The organism is Patescibacteria group bacterium, from assembly GCA_035549555.1.
Classification (GTDB): Bacteria; Patescibacteriota; Microgenomatia; order UBA8517; family UBA8517; genus Co84-156.
On record DASZQR010000010.1, the window covers coordinates 262,352 to 284,824 of the forward strand.

The following is a 22,473-nucleotide window of genomic DNA, read 5'->3' on the forward strand; positions in this document are numbered from 1 at the left end:
TACTCTTGCAAAAGTTAAAATTTCTTGGTCGGGGTGACCGGGTTCGAACCGATGGCCTCCGCGTCCCAAACGCGGCGCTCTACCAACTGAGCCACACCCCGTGAGATCCTATTATACCCCATTTTACATTCAATCTGCTATAATTGTGTTATCTTTTGCGAATTGCTTGCAATTCGAGAAGGAGTAACCGATTAGCGACAAATCCCGATACAATCGGGATGAAATAGCGCTTCGTGTTACAACGTGCGGGTATGGTTTAATGGTAAGCACAGCTTGCACATTAAACTTTATTCGTAATATTAGCGGGTATGGTTTAATGGTAGAACGACAGATTTCCAATCTGTCTGTGGGAGTTCGATTCTCCCTACCCGCTCAAGAAGACAATTCACTATTAATACTTCCAGCAATCTGTGGTCCTTCATAAATCATTCCAGTAATTAATTGCACTAAATCAGCTCCTGCGTTTAATTTCATTTTGGCATCGTGCGCATCAAAAATCCCTCCAGTTCCAATAATAATTATTTTGTTGCCAAATTTTTTTCTTGTATGTTTTATTAATTTATTTGAATTTTCAAACGTTGGTTTGCCACTAAAATTCCCCTTTTTATTTTCAAAGCGTTTTATCTCTTTTTTATCAAAAGCTGGATTATTGCGGTCTTTTACCAAATTAGAAAATATGAATCCCTGTATTCCATATTTTTTGGCAATAAAAACTAATTTGTCCGATTTTTTAATATCAATTTCATTTGGCATTTTTAAAAATATTGGCTGATTAACTTTCAAACTTTTTATTTTCTTAACCAAATTTTCAAACCTTTCAGGGTTGCTGCTAAAAGCATCAGTTGCTGGAATATTTGGGCAGCTAATATTTAATTCAAAATATTTTGCATAATTTTTGTCTTTAAATATTTCAAAGACTTTAATTATATTTTTAATATTTCCCTGCCGGTCTCCAATACTAATTCCAATAACATGTCCCTCAAGTTTTTTCTTATTCAATCTTTTGGCAATAGCTTTTGCTCCTTCTGATTTAAAACCTTTATTAACTAAAAGCGACTTTGACTTTGGCAGCCTTGCTAGTCTTGGTTTTTTATTTCCCTGATAAGAGTCATAAGTTACAGTACCAACAGTATTAAACCCAAACCCAACATTTTTCATAATTTGTGCCAAATGTCCATCATAATCAAAACCGGCCGAAAGCCCAATTGGATTATCAAATTTTATTCCCAATATTTCTTTCTCTAAATTCTTGTTTTTGTAACTAAAAAAATATTCGACTAGTTTTGGATAATTTTCCAAAAATTCCCCTGTTCTTGTCATCTGGTCATGGACAGTTTCTGCATCCATCAAAAAAGCTGCTGGCTTAAAAAAAGTTTTATAAAGAGAATTGATGACCTTGTATTTATTCATTGCACAAATTATACTCTATTCATGGCACAAAATGATGATTATCAAAGCGACGATTTAACTCGAATTACCCATGACCCAAGCGAACTTGCAGACCCAAAAGAAAATTTAACACCAGATGAAGAAGCAGATAATGATATAGAAGGTGTAACAAACGAAGAAAAGTTGCATGAAGAGGCTTTTGGTGACGACGATGAACAAACTCCTATTGGAGATGAAATAACCAAAGACGATGTCGCTCACGAACAAGGAATTAAACCAGGTGAAGAAAACAAAAAGAAATCAGATACTTCACTTTAAAATTTTTTTCAATTTTTCAATACTTTCAAAGTCATGAATAGAAATAGGCATTACTTTTTTATTAAGAAGCTTCATTCTATTTATTAATTCTTTTAAGGTTTTTTTGTCTTCAACCATGTCTGATTTGGTTAATAAAATTATCTCTTTTTTATTTAACAATTCGCTGTTATATGCTTTTAATTCTCCTCTAACTGTTTCGTAATCCTTTTCAGGGTTGGGAGAATCTGAAGCAATACAATGCAAAAGCACATCAACCTTTTCAATGTGTTTTAAAAATTTTATCCCCAGCCCTTTTCCGTTCGATGCTCCTTCAATAAGACCTGGAATATCGGCTAAATATTTACCGTTATATACTCCAATATTCGGAGTCAAAGTAGTAAAGGCATAATTTGCAGTTTTTGCTTTTGAATTAGTTAATTCATTAAGTAAACTTGTTTTTCCAGCATTTGGAAGCCCAATAAAGCCATAATCTGCAATTAAACGTAGCGACAATATCAAATCTTTTTTATCTCCAGCAAATCCTGATTGCGCATACATTGGAGTAATATTTTTTGGCCCTCTAAATTCCCAGTTTCCTTTCCCGCCAAGTCCTCCCCTGCAAACAAGTTCCCTCTGGTCGATTTGTTTTAACTCCAAAATTGTTAATCCAGATTTTTTATCAATCAGGCTGGTACCAACAGGCAATAAAACTTCTAAATCTTTTCCATCTTTTCCACTTGTTTTATTTCGTCCGCCTGGTTGCCCATTTTCTGCCGCAGCAAAATTTTCAGAATTAAATTGGTTGAGTAATGTTATATCTGAAGTTGCCCGAACAAACAAATCTCCTCCCCGGCCTCCATTTCCCCCGTCAGGTCCGCTTCTTGCCATTTTTCCAAATGAAACAATCCCGCGCCCTCCATGTCCACCTTTAAAAACAACTTCAATAATATCTACTAACATATTGGGGTTCTTAACGATCTTCAGTTAGAACAAATTATAAGTGAAATGAGTAAATTGTTCAAAGTGTTCGGACAGAAGAGCTATGCTTTTGCTTGATTTCATAATAGGCTATAATACACGCAGATGAAAATATCTAGTCCCTCACTGGTGCAAGTTGCCACTTCAGATAATATTTATCTTCAAGGTTATTTTGTTTCGGGAAAAGGTAGTAAAGCCATACTACATATTCATGGTTTTGAGGGAAACTTTTATGAAAATAAATTCGTGCAACTTCTAGCAGAGAGATCAAAAGCCGAAAATCTATCTTTTCTTACAGTAAATACAAGAGGTAGTGAGAAAATAAAAGACTTTAATACTACTGATGAGAAGATAACGACAATCGGAGCAAGATATGAACTTATTGAAGATTGCCATATAGATATTGGTGCTTGGGTAAGATTTCTCTTAGAAAAAGGTTACAAAGACATAATTCTATCAGGTCATTCACTGGGAACCTATAAGGTTGTTAGATATTTGCTTACGGGAAGAAACAAAGATTCAATTAAAAAACTTATACTGCTAGCACCTTTTGACAAAAAAGCTGGATTAGAAATTTACACGAAGAAGCCTCTTGAAGAAACTCTTAAAAGCGCACAAAAAATGGTTGACAGTGGAAGAGGTGAAGAAATGGTTACCGATGAATTTGACAGTATAGTTCTTTCATATAAAACTTATGTCAGCTGGTACAGTCAAGATGAGTTTGGTAGAATGTTTGAGTTCTCAAACAAAAATTATGATTTCCCGGTATTAAAAAAGATAAATGTACCCACAAAAATTATTGTCGGATCCAAAGACGAATATTTTTACCCAACAAACCCCGAGCACCCAAAAGAAGCAATGGATATTCTTTTAAAAAATATCCCAAATTCAACTGGAAAGATAATCGACGGCGCTGTTCATTCTTTTGCACCACATCAAGACATTATGGTTGATGAGGCGATTGAGTTTATTAAAAAATGAAAATAAAAACGAGTGAGTTGAAGCAAAAAGTAAGTAAATATCTTGAACTTGTAGGTATGCCTTCGCATGATATTGAAACCTTCACTGGTTTAATTGTTGAACAAGAAATAATCGGTAATCAATTTAGCCCGATTGGAGAATTACCGGGCAAGCATGCAAGGCTTATAGATAACATCAGAGTGGACAAAGAAGAAATCGTTGTAGACAAACCTTCGTTGAAACTTATTAAGGGAAATGGTAGACTTGCGCCTCTAATCACAGCTGGTTATATAGATGAAATTGTAAAGTCAGCGAAAAAGCAAGGGATTTATGCTTTTGGAATTTACGACAGCACTTATAATGACTTCTTTGATGTCTTTTGCCGTAAAATTGCGGCACAAGATTGTATAGCAATAATTGCAGAAAATGGTGGGCCGCAGGGTGTTGTCCCGCATGGCGGTAAAAAAGACATATTTGGTACAAACCCTATTGCTTATGGAATTCCAACAAATAGTTTCCCAATAATCTTTGATGCAGCAACAGCTATGTATGCTTGGGGTAGAATTAGACAGGCAAAAGAAAATGGTGAAAAACTCCCTGATAATGCATATTTAACCAAAGAAGGTGTAATTACTACGGATCCAAATGATGCAGTTGCAATACTTCCCTTTGGTGGATACAAAGGTTATGCGATTAACCTTCTGTTAGAAGTTTTAAGCGGAGCACTTGTCAGAGGCAAAAGCGGATTAGATCAACCATCGGACTCACAAAAATATATTGGAACACTTATTATAGTTATTGATCCAGCTTCGTTTGGCGACATCAAAGATTTCAAAGCTTCAACAACAAAATTAGCAAATGATATTTTAGCTATTCCACCAATGAATCCAAATGAACCAGTTAGAGTTCCAGGGCAAAGAGGTTCAGTCTATCTTGAAGAGGCACAAAAAACTGGCGTGGTTGAAATAAAAGACAGAGATTGGGAAAAGTTTTCTTCAGCCTTAGAAAAACTACAAAACAATTAACATTAACTTAATTAAGATCAAAATAATCGTTTATCGCAGCTTTCATTGTGTTTTTTAGTGCTTGTATTTGCTAAGTCGACCATTTTTGTCTCTTTCAATCGTATCTTTACTTTCTTTAACGAATTTTTTTCTTTCACTAGAAATTTCTTGCTCTGTAAGTTTAATTCGTTCAGTAGGACCCAAGCGACCAAAAAAGTCTGGTTTATCGACAGCCATAAACTTTCTGACATAAGCGCCAATAGTATAAGATTCTTCCAGCAAATCTTCTAAATGACTCGTTATTTCTCGCGATCTTCTTGTAAGTTCTTTGCGATTTAAATCAATATCCGCCAGCGGAACTTTGCCGCTAAGAGCTACATTAAAAAGTCTTTCGTTTGATTTATTCCACGCAGACAGGTCGTGGTTAACTTTGTCGACAAGAGCTTCGTAATCTTGATATGTGTTTACCAATTCGAGATTGTGGAAATCAATCATATAGTCTGGGCTTTCCAACGGATCTAGTACATTTTCACTAAACGCGTCTTTTTCGAAAGTTTTAATCGCGCCTTCCAGCAAAAAAACATTTCCAGTAATTTCGTTCAAATGTCTATTTACAAGTCGTTCAGTTTTTACCAAAGCATTATGGTGTGTAATCCATTTTTCCCTTTTTTTAGTGTAGTTATAGGCAATCAATCCAAAAATAAAAGCCGTAAATGATCCGATTGCTGCCCCAACTGCTGCATTGTTCGATAAACCGACTGATGGCAAAACTTGGTGGCTGTGGGTTAAATACATACAACAGTATACAATTCTATGCTAACAAAAAATAGAATACAATTAGGCATGGAACAGACTTCGAAACAAGTCAAAATTATAAATTACAACCGTAACCCGAAGGGAATTGGTGGACTAGGCGAACACCCTGAAAATATAACCCACAACGGCAGACCAAAAAATTATCAGTCTTTCACATATTGGCTTAACTACTTCAAATCTCTGACTGTTAGTGAATTTATGGCTTGGAAAGAAAACGACCCGGATAAGCGTTGTGTTGCAGCTGACTTAGCATATCTGGCCATAATTAAAGCAAGAAATGATCTTGACGCCTTCAAATTTGTTGCTGACAAAACTGAAGGTAAAGCAAATTTTGCTAGTGTTGAGCCTGAAAAAATTATTACAGGGATAAAAGTGGAAATAGTTGATAATACAAACTGAAAGTTAATATATTACAACTCAAACAAACTGCTTAGTTTTACTTGTAATGCATTTGATATTTTCCAGATTGTTTTTAACATCGGGCTTCTGTTACCCATTTCAATTTCGTTAATTGTAGTTAGATCAAGGCCAGACTTTTGAGCGAGTTCAAGTTGTGACATATTCTTTTGTTCACGAAGTTTTCTAACTTTACTTCCAAATCTCTCTGTAATCGTAGCCATAAGCTATAAGTTGAATAAGTTTGGCATCTGTGCCATAATTTGTATGTGGCGAGAATGCCAAATATCAGGCACAAAACAAGCATGAAAAGAGGTGATGTAAATTGAAGAAGAAATTAGGGATCGGATGTCTGGGAGTTATTGTAATTTTAGTTGTACTTGGAGTTATTGGGGCTGCCGGAAGTAGCAAAAACAGTAAGGTAACTACAAGCAATAATAATGCTCTGATACAGCCTACAAGCACACCAGAAGCGATTACAGCAAGCCAAATAGCAGATGATTTTGATACTAACCAAGTTGCCGCAAAAGATAAATGGAATAATAAAGTAGTTCAATTCAGCGCTCAAATCTCAAATATAACAGATAGCGGAATTTCATTTTACAATGTAGCAACTAAACAGTATTCAATGACTCAAATAAACTGCAATATAACAGACAAAAGTGAGCTTATCCCTCTTAAAAACGGCCAGACAGTTACAGTAAAAGGTACAGTTGGAGGGCAAACCATTGGAGTTATTAAGATAGATAGTTGTGAAGTAGTTCAGTAAATGTTTATTTAACAGAAGGCGGATCAATATGATCCGCTTTTTGTGTTAATAAGTGTAAAATACAAGCAAATAAATATAAATATGGAAATTCCCTTATGGAAATCTAATGAATTATTTGGCTATATGCAAATTAAGCGTACCAATCTACGAAACTGGAAATTGGAAATTTCAGAAAATAACAAGGGGCTGCTTATTTACAAAAATAAAGTAGTACACACCTTCCCAAATACGTGGTCAGAAAAATTTGCTATTTTTCATTACCTCTTCGAAAATAGTTTAGCCCATTGGCCGTATAAAGAACTTTACGAGCATTCATTTGGTAGAAAATACCCCAGACAAGGTAAACGAAAGGTGATAAATCAGTCTATGCGAAGAAATGTTTATTATTTAAAAAAGAGTTTACAAAATCTTCCCATAACAATAAAAATAATAAACAGGGGCGCATCAATGACAATTCAAGACAAGTGGAAATGAAACTGTCCCCATTTATCCCTACTTTTCACTAGTTCACCTCACTAGAACAAGTAAAAAACTCAATTTAGTATTGAGTTATGAATGAGAATAAAAATTTCAAAAGTGCCAATTTTTATTTATCTTGTTTTTTGATTGCAAAAGACTTGGAGCTTTTGGACATTGAAAAAAACAATACACGAAATCGTCGTTCGCAATTTGTTTTTTCTGATACAGCAAAACTTCGTAAGTTGGTTCGAAATTTCAATTTTTCAAAAAATCAAAACTCTGAAGTACTCGTAGATGCTCGAGTTCTTATTTCGGCAATCAAGACACTAAAAGACAAATTATATCAAGAATCTTAGCTATAAAAATGAGTATATATTCTAAGCCAAAAAGCGATTTCACTCTAATACCAAATTGGGTAATAAGAAATAGAAAAATACCTGATTGCGTATTTCGAGTTTATGTTGACATAAAGTCTTATGCATATGGTCACCACAAAGCGTTCCCTTCGCAACAAAGGTTGGCCAACGATTTAGGTAAAAGAAGAGAAACTATAAATCACCATACCACATGGTTAGAAAAACATAAATTTATACTCAAGCGAAGAAGAGGCTATTCTCAAACAAATATTTACGACTTTTGTGATGAAACTATCACATTTAGCAAAGATAAAGGTGATAAAAATATCATAAGAACTGTTACAAATTCGTTATATCAGTTGTTAGAAACTTCTAATAGTAAGAATACAAATAAGAATACAAAGAATAATGAAGGTTTGGAACTTTTAAGAAAGAGAGTAAACGACCTTAATCTAAGAAGTTTGTCTACGAGTGGAGGTCGCATATGACAATAGCCAGCGCTAAAAAGTTTTTAGGTGAACTTGCAAAAAATATGCCTGATGAAGAAATTCAATCACTTATTAACACTTTTAATGGCATTATTGAGGTTGGATTGCGTCATTTTGAAAGAAAGTATAAGGTAAAGAAGTATAAACAATTATGAAAAAAGCTTACGCATATTTGCGAGTTAGTTCTGAAGAACAGGTTTCTAATTTTAGCCTTGATAATCAACAAGATTATTGTTTACGAGAAGCTGAAAGACAAGAATTTAAGATAGTGGAAAATGGAATTTATAGAGAAGAAGGGGTAAGTGCAAAGACTACAAATCGCCCACAACTTATAAGGCTGTTAGAAGATTGCAGAAAAAATCAAAAAGAAGTATCCGCTGTATTTATTTACAAGATAGATCGAATATCCCGCGATACTTATGATTTTCTGGCAATCAAAAGACAGCTCTCAAAATATGGAATCAGAATTATATCTGTTACAGAACCTGTCGAAAATAGTCCAACTGGTGAATTTCTTGAAACGCTTCTCGCAGCAAGTGCAAAACTGGATAATGCAACAAAAAGTTTAAGGTCAAAAGACGGAATGAGAAAACGATTAGAATCAGGCTGGGCCAACGGCAAAGCACCAGTCGGCTACATAAATATAACAAAAGACGAGAAACAAATTATCGAGCGTGACTCTGAACAATTTGAGGCAGTAAAAAAAGCATGGGAAGAAATGGCAACGGGAATTTACACACTTGATTCGATTATTCCAGTCATGCGAAAGCTAAATATTAGAGTCAAATACAAAAATAACAGACTTATCCCCATCACAAAAAAACAACAAACTCAAAGACTATTTAGAAATAAATTCTATGCCGGCTATGTGGCAAATAAAGATTGGGGTACCGATAAAATCGGCAATCATGAAGCTATGATAAGTGAAGATTTATTCTATAAAGTTCAGGGGATTATAGATAAACGCTCCCGAACTGTCGGCATGAAATATAACAGATTAAACGAAAGTTTCCCATTAAGGCGTCATGTCATTTGCGACAAGTGCGGGAAGTTAATGACAGCTGCCTTTTCAAAACGCAAATACCCTTATTATTATTGTTTAGAAAAATCTCATTTTAGCCCTTCTGTTCCCAAAGAAAACTTTGAGAAAGAATTTATTCAGTTTATGACCAAAGTAAAACCAAAGAAAAAGTTTGTTCAGTTATTTACTGCAATGGTAAAAGAAAAATGGCAAGATAGATATTCTCACTTAATAAATAAACAAAAAGGTGTAGACAGAGAACTAAGCGACTTATATGAAGTAAGAAAGAAACTCGGACAAAAGCACTTACAGGGAATTTATTCAGATGAAGCTTTCAAAGAACAACTTGAGTTAATTGAAGATCAAATCTTAGTAAAAAAGACTATTAAAAGCGAGGCAAAACTGCAAAAAATAGACATAGATATTTTAGTCAATTTTATGAATAACTTTTTATGGAATTTGGACAAAGCTTGGACACAAAGCAAAGACTTATTTGAGAAAAAGACGCTCGTTAGTTCGATATTCCCGCAGAATATAATTTATCAATATCCAGGTTTTAGAACAGAGTATTTGAGTCAATCTTTTGAGATAATTAAGAGGTTGGAAGGTACTAAAAAATCGTTATGGGTGGCTGAGCAGTCTCGAACTGCCGACCTCATGCTCCACAGGCACGCGCTCTAACCAACTGAGCTACAGCCACCATAAGGCTATTATACCAAAACTCATTCACTGACGCTCACGGTTAAATTATTATTTGTATAATCAAATTTGAAAGTTACAGGAACATTTTTGTTATTTGTAATATACAAATTTGTCATTTCCCCTCCATCTGGACCTTCATAAATAGCAACTCCGTATTCTTTAGGCACATCAGGAATGTTGGCAAAATTATGGTTTGTTGGCGCGGTCACCTGTAGATTGGCGTCTTTTGCAACCCAATCAATAATAGAAGCAAGATGGCAAACGCCGTCTCCAGTTAGATATCCATCAGACTTAAATCCGTCATCAAAATCAAAATGTGCGTTTGTTTCCTGAACAATTTGCCCATTATCATATTGCTTCGCAACTTTGTCATGGAAAGCAAATTCTTGGCCAGGCTGTAAAGTAAATGAATAATGATAATCAGATTCAACTTTATTCCAATCAATATCAGCTTTTGATTTAATTTCTCCGTCCATATAACGAAGAGTAAGCAAGATGTTATCTTTAAATACAGTATTTACGCTTTGGACTGCATATCTGTCAGTCATAGGCATAACATGGCTTGCAATGGTTGTTTGGGCACTAGAAGTGCTTCCGGCTTCAAAAGGTGTCGGATTAGCAAAAGCTAAGGCTAAAGTTAGCAAATAACTTGATAACATATTTTCCTTTAGGCACTAAAAAAGGCTCTCACACGAGAGCCTTTATAACCCATAATATATAGGTTTTTTAGCTTATTGTCAAGTTTAAACTATAGATTTTAAAGATTGCGCAAGTTTGACAGGATCATGGCGAACTATTAACTTATAAGCATCTTCGGGAAGATTAATCCTAATGATTTTTATTGCATCATGCTTAACAATTTCAATACCAGCACTATGCGCTTCATCAAGTTGGTCTTCGCTCCATCCTAAAAAATGAGAGGATTCACGTTTTTTATATCTGTCAGCCACTTCAGGGTGTTCTTCATTAAACTGTTCACGTGTCATTTGTGGGACAATTAGGCCTGAAATTTGAATTCCAGTATATTTTTCAGCAAGTCTTACCATTGAAATTGGAGTTGCTTCATCTGTTTCATTTTTTGTACTTGTTAAATTAGTAACCCAATAAACTTTTGCAGCAGTTTCTTCCATTGCTTCTTTCATTCCAGTTGGCAAAAAATTACACAAAACTGAGCCATGTACAGAGCCACAAGAAAGAATTATTAATTTCGCTTTTTTAATAGCCTCAATAGCTTTGGGAAATGCATCAATTTCCGGCTTAAGCTTCATATTTCGAACGGTATCTGGTGTTGTCGAGCGAATATCAAGCATATCCTCTCCTTCAAAATAATCATTGTCTTCTGTCGTAAACACAATTTGGCTCGATTTTGTACTGGAAAATAGCACTTCTCCTTTTAAATTTACACCAAGGCTGCAAAAATCTCTTTCAATTTGAGAAATTCCATTATCAGCTGTAAACGAATTGTGAACTATTCCTCTTGCTGGTACTCTATCTTTTTCATCTCTTTGAGTAAACCATCTTTTGAGAGTAGCAACCTTGTTTGGATCTAACTGTTCAGGGTCAATTAGAGAAAATAATACTCGAATTGCATCCGCATAACCAATTTGTGTTCCATATGAATCTAATCTGTCCATGCGAGTAGATCCGCCGTTGTCAAACGGAGTAACAATTGCAGTTATGAAGTCAACTTTTGCTGTTCTTAAAAGTGCTTCGTTGACAACAGGCAAACCACTTCCTCCTCCAACTGTTACAATATTTTGTTCATAATCAACCATATAAAATCCGAAATATATTATACTGTATTTATGCAAGTATTTAAAAATCTTTCAGTAATTATTTTAGGTTTAGTTTTTGGCTTGAGTCTTGGCTTTTTACTAACCAATATAATTCAAAAGCCATCTTCAAAAAATCCAGTTTCTACAACAGTCTCAACTTCAAAAAAAACAAATAAGGAAGTGTTGGGATTTTTGCCTTATTGGTTATTAAGTAGTGCAAGTGAAAATTATGCTGGCAAAATAACCAATTTAGATTATTTTAGTTTGACGCCAGACACAGATGGTTCAATTCTAAAATTCACAATGCCTGGAGAATCAGAGCCTGGATATTTAGCTCTAACTTCCGGCAAATTAGATCCATTTTTTGATAATGCAAGGCAAAATAATATCAAACTCTCTCTAACAATTTTTGACGGAGATCAGGATTCAATCAATGAATTAATTTCTGATCCTGTAAATCACGCAGATAATTTGGTAAATGACCTTACGCCAATTATTTCTCAATACGGTTTCTCGGATCTTAATATGGATATTGAAGGCACGGATACTGCCTCTCCCTCAGCGCAGTTAAATTACCAATTATTTATTAAAGAAATTCACGATCAAATTAAATCCAAAATTCCAAGTCTTACGTTAAGCGACGATATTATTCCTGTTGATTTAGTTCGCGATGATCATCTTTCTGTTCCCAAAAATATCATAAATTATCTTGATTATATTGTTGTCATGGCCTACGACTTTCATTCCCCAAGCTCGTTGGTGACAGGCCCTGTCGCTCCTTTATATGGAGCTGGAAGCGAAAGTGAATTTGATACCCAAAGTGCAATAAATGCTGCAAGTAAATTAATTGACCCTAAAAATATTTTATTAGGAATGCCATTTTATGGATATTCATGGGAAACTATAGATAATTTTCCTCGTTCTGCTGTAATTCCAACCACAGCATTTATAGAAGATAATAAAGATCTGGAAAATTTATTAAGTAATTGTGCAACTTGCAGTGCTCAGTTTGATAATGTTGCTCAGGAAAGTTATTTAATTTATAAAAATACCGATTCAAATACTTTTCAGCAATATTTTTACCCTGATATGAAGAGTGTTAGCTCCAAAATAAACTTTATCAAAGGCAATAATCTGGGGGGGTTAGCAATTTGGGCCTTAGGTTATGAAAATCAAAGTGGAAATATCTTCAATCCTATTGAGGAGTTGCTGAAGGAGTAGCGCTTGTTGTCGCAGTTGTATTCAAGTTAATGTCTATCGTTGCGCTATCCGTGCTTGTTGGTGTAGGTGTCAGTACTGGCGTTGAAGAAGATATTGGCGATGTAGTTGGTGCAGTAGTCATAGTTGCCTGTGGAGTTGAAGTAGGAATTGCAGTTGCTGGCTTTTTAAGAAGCAAAAAATAAACTGCTCCGCCGATTGCAAGCAAAGCAATAATTATCACAATAATTAAAACCATCATCATTGTTTTTTTCTTCGAATCATTTGGCATAGGCATAGGAGTTATCGGGCTTGGTTCAGGGCTAATTGGTGTTGTAGTTGGCTGAGGAGTGGCTGGCGGAATTGTTGGATTTGTACCATTTGTCGCAGGAGTTGTCTCAGTTCCAATATGAATATCTGGAGTTGCGTCAGGTGTAAAGTCGTTTTGCATTAGTTAACGATATCAAAAAACAAATTTCCTTGTCAAATCGTCAAATGTAAATCTTTGTGGAGAATTAAAATCTTCTTCATGACTAACAAGATTTTGATCATTATAAGCGCTGGTTATTGATCCGCTTATGATATTCAAATTTATATTCCCTGTTTCATCAATTCCAATTTTTGTTTGTCCGCTATTTATTTTTGTCAATAAATGCCCAGCTCTTATTTCCAGAGGGTCGTTTAATTTTGTAAATGTCGCCGATCCGCTTGCAATATTTACAACAAACTCTGTTGGCAGGGTTTGTATAAAATCAATTTCTGTTTTTGCATCCATTATTATTTCTGCTTCATTTGGAAATTCAACTTGCGCATTTCCGTTATCTCCTGTTTGCAAACTTTCTCCCTGTTGAAGTATCTGCGGATAACTTATTTGTGAAGATTCTGTTGCAGTTCTGCTTTCCCAAAAAATATTTCCGCTCATAGATAAAATTTTTCCTTGAATAGACTGGCTTGGAGCTTTGGAAATATCAAAGTCAGGCTTTGCAATATTTTGCACAATATTTCCGATTGGCTCTGCAGGGTGAGTTGTAATTATTTTATAAATAAAGACAACGCTTAATCCAAATAAGATTCCAGCTGCAAATAAAATATACCTCTTGACATCCATAAAGCTATATTACTAATATGATATTACAAATGGCAAAAGCAAAGAAACACCACAAAACTTTAGCTCATCACGAAAAAGAAGTGATGCAAAGTAAAATAATTACTTATGTAGTTTTATTTGGTCTTCTTTTTATGGCACTTTTTACTTTGATGGTTGTAGTTCAAAACCAAAACGGTGGCAATCAGACAACAGTTCAAGCTGTTTCCAGCCAAGTCTCTCAAAAATAATCTAGTTCTTAGCGGTTTCCTCATCGTCTTATCAAATAAAATATTAGAAATGATATTCTAATATAAGTTAATATGAAAAATATTTTTTATGCACTTTTATTTTTTGCCGTAATCAGCTTGTTTTTCATATTTAAGGAAAAACAAAAAACACAATCAGTTCCAGAACAAAATATGGTAAAAAACGAAAAACAAATTTATGTCGGTGCCTGGGTTGGAGGTTTTTGGGAAAATCAAAAATTAAATATTAGTCCTCTTTTTAATTTTCAAAATACCCTCGGTAAAAAAATGGCGATCGCTAATTTTTACGACGGTTGGGAATATTTAGCAAGCCCCGAATTTATAAATAATTTAAACCAGATCTCTTCACATGGTTGGGTACCAATGGTAAGTTCAAATCCCTATTTTTTTGCTGGCTGTCCAGGAAAAAAAGAAGATAATCTATATCAAAAAATTGCCAGTGGTTCTTGCGACCAATTTCTAAAAGAAATTGCAGACAACTTAAAAAGTTACAATAAGCCGATCCTCCTTCGTTTTGCTTGGGAAATGAATCTCCCCCAAATGTATTGGAGCATTCCTTTGCTAAATAGCACAAACAATGATTTCAAAAATGCATGGATTCATTTTCATAATGTTTTAAAAAATAACGGTGCAATTAACGTCCAATGGGTTTTATCTTTCAATACAACAGGACAAAACACAATTCCCTATAAGGAGCTTTATCCAGGAGATGGCTTTGTAGATTGGGTTGCGCTTGATGGCTACAATTGGGGAAAAACTCCCTTTAAAAATGTATTTGAGCAATCATATCAGGAATTAACTAGCATAACTGCAAAACCAATTATGTTATCAGAAACAAATTCTGTGCCAAATGATTACAAAGCGACTTGGCTTTCACAATTACTTACAGAACTTCCAGACACATTTCCACAAATCAAAGCAATTATCTTCTTTAACGAAGACAAATCTAATCTTGGTGAAGTTGACTGGAGGATTGAAAAATCAACTAATTATATTAACTCTGTAAAATCTGGCTTAAATAATACAATTTATTCTAGCGAATATTCTCTGCCACAGTAATTTCTTTATTAAGAAGTACTGGATCAAAATCAATTTCATCTCCAATTTTTAATATTCCTTTCTTAGTTATATTTGCGACAATTTTCGCCGCAGCAAAATTTTCTTGCTTAGCCGTTAAACTCATTTTGTTTGTTTTCTCATAATCTCTTATTGCGTTAACAGCCAATTTTGTAAGTGAATCTCCCTTTTGCGCTTTATATTTAAAAGTCGCAGGTGTCTGATTTGGAGCAACAACAATTTGGTTTGAAGTCGGAGAAGAAGTATTTAAAGCAATTCTAGTTGTATCTCTACCAGTCAGCTCGTTCAATGCAAGAACTGTTGGTGCATCTGGATTTTTAAAAGCAATAGTTGCATTAAAAATAAGTGCCCCAAAAAGAATAATTATTAACAAAATGGACAAATGGCTTTTTGTATAAAGATAAATCTTTTTGAAAGGGCTGTTTGCATCAGAAATAGTGTTTTGCAAAATAAATCTTGAAGCAAGAAACAAAAAAACTCCGTGCCAAAATGCCGAATAAACAGCCCATCCCAAAATCAAATATGCATTATAGTTTCCAAGTATTTGAGGTCTTTTAAATATTACAAATAAAAAAGAGATTATAAAAACGGAAGACAAAACTATTCCAATATCTATTGCATGCAAAAAATCTTTGTGCATTTTTGTAATTTTCACTCCAGTCGGATGCCATTTTGGAACACCAGAAACAATCATGTGAATGTATGTATAAATATATGTATACGCATTCGAAAGCGCTGCAAGTCTTGTCCCTAGTTTATTTTTATTAGTTTTAGAAAGCGGAACCAAAACTCGGCTGTAAAAAAGATAAGGCAAAAAATAGATGACATTACGAATGTTTAATGTATTTCCATTGAAATATAAAAGTGCTAAAAACTGAAAAGAGAAAAATATCCCCAAAGCTTCGGCCAAATAATAACTGGGGTTTGATAAATAAATAATTCTTGCAATAGGATTAAGTCTTGCCTGAGGCCAATATTTTGCAAAAACAATATTTCCGCTACACCATCTTTGATGTTGTTTAAAATATCCTTGAAAAGTTTCAGGGCTCGTACCCATGCTGCAAATAAGTGGCAAATATTTAACATAATATCCATGTTGTGTAACAAGAAGTCCAGTCGCAAGGTCTTCGCTTGCATGCACTTTTGGAGTTCCTTCAAGTTTCATAATTGCAGTTCGCCTGTAAATTGCTGAAGTACCAACACACATTGAAGCTCTAAATACATCTCGGCATGGCAAATTAATTTTATAAAACTCCTCAACAATATTTCCTCCCCCAAACTCTATTGCAGACCTTTTATGCACTTTTTTTGTTTGCTCAAAATACTGAGGAGTTTGTAAAATTCCCATTTGATTATCGCTTGCGATATAAGGAATTAGGTCATGTAAACTATCACGTGTTGGAATAAAATCTGCATCAAGTATAAATACAAACTCTCCAGAAGAATGATCGTACCCATATTGTAAATTTCCAGATTTTTTAAATTCACCCCTATTTGGTCGCTGTAAATGATTAAATTTATACTTATCAGCAAGACTTTTATGTTCTGGCAATCCTCCATCATCAAGCATGTATACTTTAAAATTTTTATAATTTAAATTATTAACAGCTTTTACAACTTCTTCGTGTATTTTTAAGTCTTCGCCTGCCCAAGGCAAAAAAATATCGACAGACGGTTCTTCATGAGTTGCCCAAAAGTTTGAGACGAATTCTTCATGACGCTCTATGTCAAACTTTGGATAAAACAACTGTATCGCATATCTTAAAACTTTATTTACAATAAAAATAAAAACAATTGGTCCAAAAAAAATTAAATAAAAAATACTTACATGAAAAAATTTCCAAAACCCGTAGGCCATAATTAATGTTGTCACAAGACCTACAAGACCAAGTGTTTTTATTAAAAGCGGGTTATCGCGAACATAAATATATTTATCTAATTTAAGATCACTTTCCCACATGAAGCTTAAGAATAAGCTGAAGTTTACAAATTTATTACAATAATTTGTAAGAATTGTGTATTAAAGGATTTTATAGTCAAGTCTCATGAAGAAAATTGAGAAATTTACTTTCCTTTTTTTTGAATTTTTTATTTTTGAGGTCTTGCTCATCCGCCTCGGATTTTTCTTAAAAATCCCCATTTCATCTTATACTCTTCCAATAAGTTTTTTCTTTTACATATTCATATTATCGATTTATTTTCTTACACAAAAGAATAAAACAAAAAACTTTACACCTCTATTAATATTTGTAATTACTTCGTTTATTTTTCTTGGATTATCTCTTTTAATTGGAAAAACATATGATTTAAGCTGGGATGGTCAAGGATATCATCAAACAGCAGTAATTGCTCTCTCCAAAGGTTGGAATCCGGTTTGGCAAAAAACTATAAATTTTCCAGTTAGACTTCCAAGTCAAGTTTTTGCCGAGGGATATCCAACAATGTCTTGGGAAATCGAAGCAAGTATTTACAACGTTGTCGGGTCAGTTAATTCCGCAAAAATAATTAATTTTATCTTTTTGCTAATCGCAATGCTCTTTACATTTATCTTACTTAAAAAAATTAAAATTAAAACTTTTCTATCGGTGTTTCTTTCATTTCTGGTTTGTTTTCAGCCATTATTTATAAATCAACAATTTAGTTTTATGCAGGATGGTCTTGCCTACGAGATTACAATAATTGCAATAAGTAGTCTTATTGTCTTTATTCTTAAAAAGAAAAACTATTGGAGTTTAATTTCCTTTATAAGCGCTGAAATATTTTTGGCAAGTTCAAAATATAGTTTGCTTCCAGTTGCAGGTCTTCTTGGCATAATCTTCATGGTTATAGTCATAAATCGATTTATGAACAAAGAATATTTCTTAAATAAAACTGCAAAACTTTTTATTTTTTTGGTAATACTTGTTTCATTTATATTTTCCTGGATACCTTATATTAAAAATATTTATTTTTACCAAACTCCTTTTTATCCAACAAACATTCCAGCTCTCAACGGCAGTGTCAAATATAATAATCTTCCGCAAAATCTAAAATACGCCAATCCAATCATTCTTTATGTTTATGGAATTTTCGGTAGATCGCAAGTCGCAAGTGCAGGCGATACAAGAAGCATCTCGAATCGAGCTTATTTAAAATTACCTTTTACCTTTAGTATTAAAGAGATTGACGATGCTTCAAAACTTTTCAATAATCGAGTTGGTGCAACAGGTCCTCTTTTCTCAGGAATAGTTCTTGCAAGTTTTATTTTTACTATATATATGTCATTTAATGCAGATACAATGCGTCAAAAATATTCTATATATGTATCTTTTTTTGCTTTTACGCTTATTACAATTGCAAGTTTAGTTGTTCCAACTCCAAACCTTCTTCGTTATGTATCTCAAATTGAATTAATACCTTTTGTTTTATTGATTCCAATACTTGTTGCTTTTGATAAAAATAAATTTACCAAATTCTTTTCAATTACAATCTTCACACTTATATTTATCAATAATTCTCTATATTTCATTGCCGCGTTAAACACTAATATTTTAGGAATGCAGGCAGAAAACACACAATTTGAAGAGATGAGAGACTCGGGAAATACCTTTAAAGTAAAATCCCAGGAATTTTACTCAAACTACACACTCCTAACAGAACAAAATATAAAATTTCAAAGAGTGGCCAACCTTCCCTGCAAAAAAATTAATAAGCTAGTATCCAGTTCTGCATCAACTCTTTATTGTTATTAGCTCTTGAAATTTCACAAGAACTACCCTATAATTGATGGTTATGTCTCAGAAAAAGCTTGTCCGCAAACATCAGTGGGGTGCAGAAAAAAATACTACCCCTCTTTCTTTTTTGCATGCCAAGCCATCCCCTTTTAAATTGACTTTAAGCCGTGTCGCGATCGTCTTAACAGTTGTTTTTTGGGTCCTTTATATTTTTTCAATTATCATTAGGCAGCTTATCGACGGGCCACAAAGCTATCACTTTACTATGGAAGCTTTTAGCTACGCCCTTGTTGTCACTTTCCTTACTTTCTCATCTTTAATCTATCTTATAGAACGCCACGGTGCACTTAAAAGATTTGCAAAGCACGAAAGAGTTGCAAGAAGCATTCTTGATAAATTTTTTAGTAAAAATAAACCAGGAATTACAGTTTTAGTCCCATCTTATAATGAAGAAAAATCTGTCATTCGTAAAACTCTTTTATCTGCAGTTTTGCAGGAATATCCAAAAACAAATGTAGTTTTATTAATCGACAATAATCCAAATCCCAAAAATCCAGAAGATGCAAAACGCTTAGATGACGCAAGAAACTTACCAATTGAAATTGAAAAACTCTTATCAGGACCGTACAAACGAGTTCAAAAGTCATTCAACGAGTTTAAAAGAAATAAAACTGTCAATAAAAAAGCTATTAGAAATTTAGCCAACGAATACAGGTTTGCAGCACGCTGGCTTAATAAAATGGCAGATGAAGAAAAAATTGAAGATCATGTCGATATTTTCTTTGCCAACGAAGTTTTAAGAAAATTAGCTGTTGACCTTACTAAAATAGAAGAAGCTTTAGAAATTTCCATGCAGGAAGATGGTAAGCTTTCATACGATCGCGTTTTCGAGCTTTACGAAAGATTGACCTGGATATTTGAAGGAAAATTAACTTCTTTTGAAAGAAAACTTCACCCAACTCTTTCACAGGAAGCAAATAAGGCCATGAATTTAAATTCTTATATTGGAATAATGGGAACAAAGTTTGAAGGAAAATTAATTCCCGATAGTGAATTTTTATTAACCCTTGATGCTGATTCTGTTCTTCTTCCGGAATATTGTTTACGTTTAGTTTACTTTTTAATGCAGCCGCAAAACAGCAAAGTTGCAGTCACTCAAACTCCTTATTCATCTTTTAGAGGCGCTTTTTCTCGTATTGAAAGATTAGCTGGTGCAACTACAGACATTCAGCATATTTTGCATCAGGGAATGACTCAGTATGGAGCCACTTTCTGGGTTGGAGCAAATGCAATTATTAGAAAAAATGCTCTTGATGACATTGTCGAATATGACAATGAAAACGGAAATGTAATCAAAAGATACATCCAAGACCGCACAGTTATAGAAGATACTGAATCAAGTATTGATATGACTTCAAAAGGTTGGGATCTTGTAAATTATCCGGAAAGATTAAGCTACAGCGCAACTCCTCCTGATTTCGGTTCATTAGTTGTTCAGCGCCGTAGATGGGCAAACGGTGGTTTAATTATCATGCCAAAATTACTTGCGCAGGCAAATAAAAAATCAAAATTGGAAGTAATGCTACGTATGAATTATCTTGCCTCAATTGCCTGGGCAACTTTTGGTTTAATTTTTCTTCTTGCCTATCCTTATGATGGAAGGTTGCTTAGCCCGTTAGTTTTGCTTGCAGCGCTTCCCTATTTTATTGCGCAGGCTTCTGATTTGAAGTATTGCGGCTATAAATATAGCGATATTTTTAGAATTTACGGATTTAATTTAATTATGCTTCCAGTTAATTTAGCTGGAGTTATCAAATCAGTTGAGCAGGCAGTAACAGGAAAGAAAATTCCTTTTGCTAGAACTCCTAAGGTTAAAAATAGAACAGCTTCAGGAATGATTTATGTTATTGTCCCGGTTTTAATTGTAGCTTTCTCAGTTTTTACAATTTACAGAAATGTTCTTATTAGTAATTGGGGCAATGCAGCCTTTGCAGCTTTTAATGCACTAGCCGCAACTTGGGCAATTGTCGCATACATTGGTCTTTTTGATTTACTAACAGATACTTATCTTGGTTTAACAAATTGGATGTATGTTGATGCCAAGAGAGAAGAAAAAGCAGAACCAATAAAAACTGAACCAAAACAAGAAATTGATTGGAAAGGAGTTTTATCCTGATGCACGAAGGTAAAAGATTATCAATTCCAAGATTATTTTTGGGCTTATTAATATTAGGCGCAATTTCTTACGGCGCATTTTTAGGGTGGAACAAAATCAAAGCAGAAAAACCAACCATTCAGTCAAACCCCTGGTTTGCTCCGTATGTTGATATTACGGCTACGCCTTCATTTAGTTTTGAGCAGACAGACAATGCAAGTATAAATAAAAATATTGTTTTATCTTTTATTGTTTCAGATAGCACAAATCCTTGTACTCCTTCATGGGGAAATGCCTACACAATTAACGATGCAAATTCAAAATTAGATTTAGATCGAAGAATCGCAAGATTTAGACAATTGGGCGGCAATATCGCCATTTCTTTTGGAGGGCAGTTAAACGACGAGCTTGCAATCAACTGTACCAAAGAAAGCGATTTATATAATGCTTATAAAAGCGTAATCGCCCATTACAGCGTTGACACTATTGATTTAGATATCGAAGGAAGTAATTTACAAAATAAAGACGCGATGAAAAGAAGAGCTGACACTATTGCCAAATTACAAAAAGACATGAAAAATCAAAATAAATCTTTAGCAGTCTGGTTAACTTTGCCAGTTGCTCCAAACGGATTAACCGAGGATGGAACAGATGCAATCACCACAATGCTAAATAGCGGAGTTGATTTGGCCGGAGTAAATGTAATGACTATGGATTATGGAACTCTTCCAGCAAATGGAAGTTTGCAGGAAGCAAATACTGATGCCTTAAATAATACTCATAGGCAGTTAGGAATTCTATATGACAATGCAGGAATTCATTTAAATAGTGCATCAATTTGGGGAAAAATTGGAGCAACTCCAATGATTGGCCAAAATGATACCGAAGACGAGGTCTTTACTCTTGATGATGCAAAAGTTTTAAATACATTTATAGAGCAAAATCAGATTGCAAGGCTTTCTATGTGGTCAGCTAATCGTGATATCGAGTGTGGCGAAAATTATGTAAATACACAAATCGTTTCCGATTCCTGTAGCGGAGTCAAAGAAGACAAGTTTGCGTTTAGCAATCTTTTGCAGGCAGGTTTATCTGGAAAAATTTCTGATAGTGCTGCAAAAACAACTGTCGCAGACCAAAAAGATATTGAAACCCCAGACGACCCAGCTACAAGTCCTTACCAAATCTGGTCAGCTGACGCTACATATTTAGAAGGTACAAAAATTGTCTGGCATCACAATGTTTATGTTGCAAAATGGTGGACCCAGGGCGATCTTCCAGATAATCCAGTTTTGCAATCTTTCCAGACTCCTTGGCAATTAGTTGGTCCAGTCTTACCAGGTGAAACGCCAATTCCAGTTCCAACAGTTGCTCCAGGAACTTATCCCCAGTGGTCAGGAACTGCAATTTACGAAGCAGGTTCTAAAGTAATTTTAAATGGAGTCCCTTACCAAGCAAAATGGTGGACCCAGGGAGATAGCCCGGCAGCTTCCCGAGAAAATCCAGATAGCTCTCCATGGGTTGCAATAAATCCTTGACAATCCCCAACCACTCTTGTAAGATCAAGCCTA

24 protein-coding genes and 3 tRNA genes are annotated in these 22,473 nt (G+C 34.4%); 16 read left to right on the top strand and 11 right to left on the bottom strand.

Going from position 1 to position 22,473, the window contains the following annotated elements; all coding sequences use genetic code 11:
• Positions 1-25: 25 nt before the first annotated feature.
• Positions 26-101: transfer RNA gene (locus VG895_02200), tRNA-Pro, on the bottom strand.
• A 201-nt stretch (positions 102-302) separates the two neighbouring features.
• Here VG895_02200 and VG895_02205 point away from each other — a divergent pair.
• A tRNA-Gly gene (locus VG895_02205) sits at positions 303-373 on the top strand.
• Here VG895_02205 and VG895_02210 read toward each other — a convergent pair.
• Positions 373-1,410: a quinone-dependent dihydroorotate dehydrogenase gene (locus VG895_02210; protein ID HWA51840.1), complete on the bottom strand. Its 1,038-nt coding sequence runs from the start codon at positions 1,408-1,410 to the stop codon at positions 373-375. The two genes, VG895_02205 and VG895_02210, sit on opposite strands and share 1 nt — an antisense overlap.
• Before the next feature lie 21 nt (positions 1,411-1,431).
• On the opposite strand from VG895_02210, the gene VG895_02215 reads away from it, so the two are divergent.
• Positions 1,432-1,707, top strand: a complete 276-nt coding sequence (locus tag VG895_02215; GenBank protein HWA51841.1) for a hypothetical protein — start codon at positions 1,432-1,434, stop codon at positions 1,705-1,707.
• Here VG895_02215 and obgE read toward each other — a convergent pair.
• Entirely contained in the window at positions 1,699-2,646 is a 948-nt protein-coding gene (gene obgE / locus VG895_02220; GenBank protein ID HWA51842.1) for a GTPase ObgE, read from the bottom strand. The two genes, VG895_02215 and obgE, sit on opposite strands and share 9 nt — an antisense overlap.
• Before the next feature lie 123 nt (positions 2,647-2,769).
• Between obgE and VG895_02225 the strand changes: the two genes are divergently transcribed.
• Together VG895_02225 and VG895_02230 are read left to right on the top strand one after the other, a co-directional pair.
• The gene (locus VG895_02225) at positions 2,770-3,645 is read left to right on the top strand and encodes a DUF1749 domain-containing protein (GenBank protein HWA51843.1); all 876 of its coding nucleotides are present in this window, start codon (positions 2,770-2,772) and stop codon (positions 3,643-3,645) included.
• Positions 3,642-4,649, top strand: coding sequence for an Ldh family oxidoreductase (locus VG895_02230; protein HWA51844.1), 1,008 nt, complete (start codon positions 3,642-3,644; stop codon positions 4,647-4,649). The genes VG895_02225 and VG895_02230 overlap by 4 nt, the downstream gene beginning before the upstream one ends.
• A gap of 54 nt (positions 4,650-4,703) precedes the next feature.
• Here VG895_02230 and VG895_02235 read toward each other — a convergent pair whose 3' ends face one another.
• Positions 4,704-5,423 carry a hypothetical protein gene (locus VG895_02235; GenBank protein HWA51845.1) on the bottom strand — a complete coding sequence of 240 codons (720 nt, stop codon included), beginning with the start codon at positions 5,421-5,423 and terminating at the stop codon, positions 4,704-4,706.
• 48 nt (positions 5,424-5,471) lie between these two features.
• Between VG895_02235 and VG895_02240 the strand changes: the two genes are divergently transcribed.
• Positions 5,472-5,843 carry a hypothetical protein gene (locus VG895_02240; protein HWA51846.1) on the top strand — a complete coding sequence of 124 codons (372 nt, stop codon included), beginning with the start codon at positions 5,472-5,474 and terminating at the stop codon, positions 5,841-5,843.
• An 11-nt stretch (positions 5,844-5,854) separates the two neighbouring features.
• Here VG895_02240 and VG895_02245 read toward each other — a convergent pair whose 3' ends face one another.
• Positions 5,855-6,064, bottom strand: coding sequence for a helix-turn-helix transcriptional regulator (locus tag VG895_02245; protein HWA51847.1), 210 nt, complete (start codon positions 6,062-6,064; stop codon positions 5,855-5,857).
• Positions 6,065-6,165: 101 nt separating this feature from the next.
• Here VG895_02245 and VG895_02250 point away from each other — a divergent pair, with 101 nt between their 5' ends.
• The 5 genes from VG895_02250 (at position 6,166) to VG895_02270 (ending at position 8,067) form a co-directional block, all read left to right on the top strand.
• Positions 6,166-6,609 carry a hypothetical protein gene (locus VG895_02250; protein ID HWA51848.1) on the top strand — a complete coding sequence of 148 codons (444 nt, stop codon included), beginning with the start codon at positions 6,166-6,168 and terminating at the stop codon, positions 6,607-6,609.
• Positions 6,610-6,651: 42 nt separating this feature from the next.
• Positions 6,652-7,083 carry a hypothetical protein gene (locus VG895_02255; GenBank protein ID HWA51849.1) on the top strand — a complete coding sequence of 144 codons (432 nt, stop codon included), beginning with the start codon at positions 6,652-6,654 and terminating at the stop codon, positions 7,081-7,083.
• A 77-nt stretch (positions 7,084-7,160) separates the two neighbouring features.
• Positions 7,161-7,424 (top strand): DUF5659 domain-containing protein, encoded by a 264-nt coding sequence (locus VG895_02260; protein ID HWA51850.1) that lies wholly within the window; start codon positions 7,161-7,163, stop codon positions 7,422-7,424.
• 8 nt (positions 7,425-7,432) lie between these two features.
• Positions 7,433-7,912, top strand: coding sequence for a helix-turn-helix domain-containing protein (locus tag VG895_02265; protein ID HWA51851.1), 480 nt, complete (start codon positions 7,433-7,435; stop codon positions 7,910-7,912).
• Positions 7,909-8,067: a hypothetical protein gene (locus tag VG895_02270; protein HWA51852.1), complete on the top strand. Its 159-nt coding sequence runs from the start codon at positions 7,909-7,911 to the stop codon at positions 8,065-8,067. The genes VG895_02265 and VG895_02270 overlap by 4 nt, the downstream gene beginning before the upstream one ends.
• A 1,492-nt stretch (positions 8,068-9,559) precedes the next feature.
• On the opposite strand, the gene VG895_02275 is transcribed toward VG895_02270, so the two are convergent.
• From VG895_02275 to VG895_02285, 3 genes are all read right to left on the bottom strand, one after another.
• Positions 9,560-9,633: transfer RNA gene (locus VG895_02275), tRNA-His, on the bottom strand.
• Between the two features lie 22 nt (positions 9,634-9,655).
• Positions 9,656-10,294, bottom strand: coding sequence for a VanW family protein (locus VG895_02280; GenBank protein ID HWA51853.1), 639 nt, complete (start codon positions 10,292-10,294; stop codon positions 9,656-9,658).
• Between the two features lie 84 nt (positions 10,295-10,378).
• Entirely contained in the window at positions 10,379-11,410 is a 1,032-nt protein-coding gene (locus VG895_02285) for a 2-phospho-L-lactate transferase CofD family protein (protein ID HWA51854.1), read from the bottom strand.
• Positions 11,411-11,440: 30 nt separating this feature from the next.
• On the opposite strand from VG895_02285, the gene VG895_02290 reads away from it, so the two are divergent.
• Positions 11,441-12,631, top strand: a complete 1,191-nt coding sequence (locus VG895_02290) for a glycoside hydrolase family 18 protein (GenBank protein HWA51855.1) — start codon at positions 11,441-11,443, stop codon at positions 12,629-12,631.
• Here the strand turns inward: VG895_02290 and VG895_02295 are convergent.
• Positions 12,606-13,058, bottom strand: a complete 453-nt coding sequence (locus VG895_02295) for a hypothetical protein (protein ID HWA51856.1) — start codon at positions 13,056-13,058, stop codon at positions 12,606-12,608. The two genes, VG895_02290 and VG895_02295, sit on opposite strands and share 26 nt — an antisense overlap.
• Before the next feature lie 12 nt (positions 13,059-13,070).
• Positions 13,071-13,715, bottom strand: a complete 645-nt coding sequence (locus VG895_02300; GenBank protein HWA51857.1) for a hypothetical protein — start codon at positions 13,713-13,715, stop codon at positions 13,071-13,073.
• A gap of 29 nt (positions 13,716-13,744) precedes the next feature.
• On the opposite strand from VG895_02300, the gene VG895_02305 reads away from it, so the two are divergent.
• Both VG895_02305 and VG895_02310 read left to right on the top strand, forming a co-directional pair.
• Complete coding sequence (locus VG895_02305) at positions 13,745-13,942, top strand: hypothetical protein (GenBank protein HWA51858.1); 198 nt, start codon at positions 13,745-13,747, stop codon at positions 13,940-13,942.
• 72 nt (positions 13,943-14,014) lie between these two features.
• Entirely contained in the window at positions 14,015-15,019 is a 1,005-nt protein-coding gene (locus VG895_02310) for a glycosyl hydrolase (protein ID HWA51859.1), read from the top strand.
• On the opposite strand, the gene VG895_02315 is transcribed toward VG895_02310, so the two are convergent.
• Positions 14,994-16,997, bottom strand: coding sequence for a glycosyltransferase family 2 protein (locus VG895_02315; GenBank protein ID HWA51860.1), 2,004 nt, complete (start codon positions 16,995-16,997; stop codon positions 14,994-14,996). The two genes, VG895_02310 and VG895_02315, sit on opposite strands and share 26 nt — an antisense overlap.
• 85 nt (positions 16,998-17,082) lie before the next feature.
• Here VG895_02315 and VG895_02320 point away from each other — a divergent pair, with 85 nt between their 5' ends.
• From VG895_02320 to VG895_02330, 3 genes are read left to right on the top strand one after another with little or no spacing between them, the layout of a single operon-like run.
• The gene (locus tag VG895_02320; GenBank protein HWA51861.1) at positions 17,083-18,768 is read left to right on the top strand and encodes a hypothetical protein; all 1,686 of its coding nucleotides are present in this window, start codon (positions 17,083-17,085) and stop codon (positions 18,766-18,768) included.
• Positions 18,769-18,808: 40 nt separating this feature from the next.
• Positions 18,809-20,926, top strand: a complete 2,118-nt coding sequence (locus VG895_02325; GenBank protein ID HWA51862.1) for a glycosyltransferase family 2 protein — start codon at positions 18,809-18,811, stop codon at positions 20,924-20,926.
• On the top strand, positions 20,926-22,440 hold the full coding sequence (locus VG895_02330; GenBank protein HWA51863.1) for a carbohydrate-binding protein: 1,515 nt from the start codon (positions 20,926-20,928) through the stop codon (positions 22,438-22,440). Before VG895_02325 ends, VG895_02330 begins: the two co-directional genes overlap by 1 nt.
• The last annotated feature ends 33 nt before the right edge of the window (positions 22,441-22,473 follow it).